Origin of the sequence: Vibrio splendidus, assembly GCF_001557875.1 — a bacterium.
Lineage (GTDB): Bacteria > Pseudomonadota > Gammaproteobacteria > Enterobacterales > Vibrionaceae > Vibrio > Vibrio splendidus_F.
Genome location: NZ_LNRF01000020.1, coordinates 1 through 3,476 on the forward strand (window position 1 = coordinate 1; position 3,476 = coordinate 3,476).

The following is a 3,476-nucleotide window of genomic DNA, read 5'->3' on the forward strand; positions in this document are numbered from 1 at the left end:
GTATCGCTCCTCTCGTTTTAGTCTTAAATGAAACCTCAACTTGCTTGGCTCTACGACTGATGCAGGTGTAATGCGGACAACTTAACGGTACATGGGCTAACCTAAATATCGAGTCGATAAATCCTTGCAGCGCTCTCAATGGCATAGAAAAAACTCGTTTGACCATGAGTGCTGTCGTGATAGCTAAATCACTGAACCGACGCGGCCTCCCGCGCTTATTCTGTTTGCTTTGCGCCCATCCGCTTATTGCTTCTTCATCAATCCAAAAAGTCAGAGAACCACGGTTAATGAGTGATCGGTTGTATTGCTTCCAGTTGGTTGTTTTGTAACGAGGCTTAGGCATAGGACTACGAGAGAGAGTGGAGGTAGCTGATCAGATCGTAGGTTCTTGATTTAGTTCCATTGAATTACGCAACAAAGTCACAAAGAAGCAGCTCACAGGACATGGAATAAGTAAAACTGATTTAGGCTACAACACCAAAACATTTTGTGAAAATAGAAATGCCCTTCCGTGATCTAACTACAAACTTTAATCTTTTAACATTACAGCAAAACTAAATAAAAAAATGGAGTAGATTATGAAATTGAGAATTCTGGCTCTTGCAGTAAGCCTTACAACTGGATTGGCTAATGCAGCCAATCTCGCTCAAAACATTGACAAGTCAGGTATGTGGCTTGGTGCCACAGCAGGAATGGGGATTACTGATAATTCAGAAACTAAAATTAGCAAAAACAAAGTACTGAGCCCTAGGCTAGAAATAGGTTACGACTTTAGTCAATATTTTGGATTATATGGTAGTTACAACTATATGCACAATCTTAATGATAACAATTTACATATTGGAACATTAGGGATGAAAAGTAATATATACTTTACCGATAATTTATCAATGTACGGAAAGTTAGGTGCAACTTACATCTTAGCCGATGGCAGTGTATTCAAAACAGACAACTTCAGTGGTACAGCTGGTATCGGCCTTGAATATCAGATAACGCATGCAATCACAACTAAGATTGGTTATGACCATTACTATGGCTTAGAAACTACAAATGGAAAAGATATCAAGCTAGGCCAAGTATACTGGGGTATGACATACAAGTTCGGTCAACCAGAAACCCCTCTGATTATTCAAAAAAAAATCGAAGTTCCTATTGAAGTGGTAAAAGAAGTCACTACAACTCAAATATCACGCTCTACGTATACTTTATCATTCCAAACAGGTCAGGTGGATTTGAATGACTATGACCGATATAACCTCGATCAGATTGTAACAACGATGATCAATAACCCAAAATTAAAGGCCGATATTGTAGGCCGCACTGATTCATCGGGTTCAAAGAAAACTAACCTAAAAATATCTGCTGAACGTGCACAAAATGTTAAACAATACCTTGTCAGTCGAGGTATTAATGCTAAGCGTATTCTAAGCTCAGGTATTGCTAACCAACATCCTCTCAGCGATAACCGCAATTTACAGTTAGAACGTTCAGTTCAAATTACGCTAAAATAACTCAGCAATAAAAGAGAGGGAGTTTAGCTCCCTCCATTAATAATTATTATGTGGTGCTTAGGCTATCAAGGACAGTAAATTAGCAAGTAAAGAATATGTTCAATAATAAAACGACAACGATCTACATTTTTTACTGAATTCGAAACAGAGATTATAAGCTTGGCTCTTGATAGGGGTAGAAAGTGTCTCTAGATACCCCCATAACCTTACAGGCTTTTGATACATTGCCGAGTTCCTCTGTAAGATTGAGAAGGCCAGCTTTGTGTTTGGTGATTGGATTGCTAGTATGAAGCATGAGAGTTACCTCTTGTTGTCTTTGATTACGGATTAAGCACCTTTAATCAAAGTGGGGAGCTCTCATCTTTTCAAATTGAAGCTTCAGATCTAGTCGGAACTAATACACCTAAAGGGTGTCTATCAATCACATATATAAATTACAACCGTTGAACATCTATCTGTATATCACTAAACGCATCGTCAAAGTTAATAAATTCCCATTCTGAAGTAGGACTTAAACTGCGTTTGACTTGTTTTTTTTCTTTTATTTCGATAGCCTCTCCATAATGCACATCAGCACCATAAATGCTTTGTACCGTCAAACTTCCACCTACATCAATAATAATTGGCCTTTGTATCGCATCAATAACACTTTCCACATAAGGCAGACCGAATTGATTGACCACCCAAGGCCAATCCCAAGAATGCGCTTGAGAAGGAAAGTTACGATTTTCAAATTGTTCCTCTAATTTATTTTCTTCCACAGCATCTCTCCCTACTTCCCATTGATAATATTTATACGGCTTATCAATAGGGTGTGACTTATCTGCATTACCCGACCAAGATAGAAAGCCATACAAGCCAAAGGAATAACTGACCCTTGCTTGACTATTATATGGATAAGTCTTACGTGTTTTGTACATGCTCATCGATACTTCTTGTCTATGCTTAGCAGGGATATTTACCACGATGGTGTCAGAAACCAACTCACTGGATACCCTGGATTTTTCTTCTCCCCAACTTTGCCCCGCCGAAAATGAAGCCTCCACTTCGCTGTCACCAATAAAAGGTAAATTAAAATTACTTTTCACGGATATCGCTTGCTCAAAGTTTATCGAACTTTTGAATCTCCAACTGTTTTGCTTTTTGTAAGTGAATGCCATACGATATTGCTGTTCAATATCAGAGTCATTGGTGATAATAGTCGTCCGTTTTCCCAGCTCTTCTTGGTTTTCATCAATACTACTTTCTTGACTAACGGTATTCGGCAAAAGGTGATATTTAAAATTTGTTATATCGATAATTAATCGCTCATCGCAGCGATACCCAGAACAAAGCATATCAGCCCCAATGGTATCTGACTTTATATGATAAACCCCACTAGTATTAACAGAACTGACCATGTCCTCCCCGCTTTGAATGCCATCAACACCACCACTCCAAGCATACCCGAGCATATTAGCAAGTTCGGCTAAGGGAATATAAAACTCCTTAGAGTTGACTAGTAACCACTCAAGCTTTTGTTGATTTGGAGCTTTTAAAGTGAAGGGCTGCGATAGATTTCCTTGATAAGAATTCTTTTTATTGAGATCAATACACCAACCTGTATAAGCCAATTGATTGCCAGGCTTTATATTTCCTTGATAACTAGGCCCCATAATAATTAAACCGTTTTCAATATTAGTTAACTGCCACTCACCCATATTGGAAGACAATTGGTCCTGATACATCATAGCCGTAGGGCTTTGTTGCGTAATTAAATTTAGAGATAGAGCCACCCCGTTTCGCGTATTCCTTAGTCAATACGACAAGTTTCAGGCATACCTAACCCAGTAAGCTTATTCAACGCTTTTATCATCGCGTAAGTTTCACCCACCTGTGCATTGTAATTTCTTAAGCTCAGTTGCCCTCCTAGCAACTGTTTAACTCGATACATCGCTGTTTCTGAGAGTGAACGTTTGTGGTATC

General features: G+C 38.7%; 3 protein-coding genes and 2 pseudogenes. 1 reads left to right on the plus strand and 4 read right to left on the minus strand.

All coding sequences use genetic code 11. The features are described 5' to 3' along the window. Positions 1-343, minus strand: a 343-nt coding sequence (locus ATB74_RS24045; protein WP_179946939.1) for a transposase, incomplete at its 3' end; no start/stop codon positions are given. Between the two features lie 235 nt (positions 344-578). On the opposite strand from ATB74_RS24045, the gene ATB74_RS23170 reads away from it, so the two are divergent. Beyond that, on the plus strand, positions 579-1,511 hold the full coding sequence (locus ATB74_RS23170) for an OmpA family protein (RefSeq protein WP_061019851.1): 933 nt from the start codon (positions 579-581) through the stop codon (positions 1,509-1,511). A gap of 163 nt (positions 1,512-1,674) precedes the next feature. On the opposite strand, the pseudogene ATB74_RS24200 reads toward ATB74_RS23170, so the two are convergent. From ATB74_RS24200 to ATB74_RS23180, 3 genes and pseudogenes are all read right to left on the minus strand, one after another. Continuing rightward, positions 1,675-1,806: pseudogene (locus tag ATB74_RS24200) on the minus strand (helix-turn-helix domain-containing protein); the annotation flags it as partial. A 139-nt stretch (positions 1,807-1,945) separates the two neighbouring features. Continuing rightward, positions 1,946-3,286, minus strand: coding sequence for an aerolysin family beta-barrel pore-forming toxin (locus tag ATB74_RS23175; protein WP_061019852.1), 1,341 nt, complete (start codon positions 3,284-3,286; stop codon positions 1,946-1,948). A gap of 17 nt (positions 3,287-3,303) precedes the next feature. Beyond that, a pseudogene (locus ATB74_RS23180) lies at positions 3,304-3,476 on the minus strand (IS5/IS1182 family transposase); the annotation flags it as partial.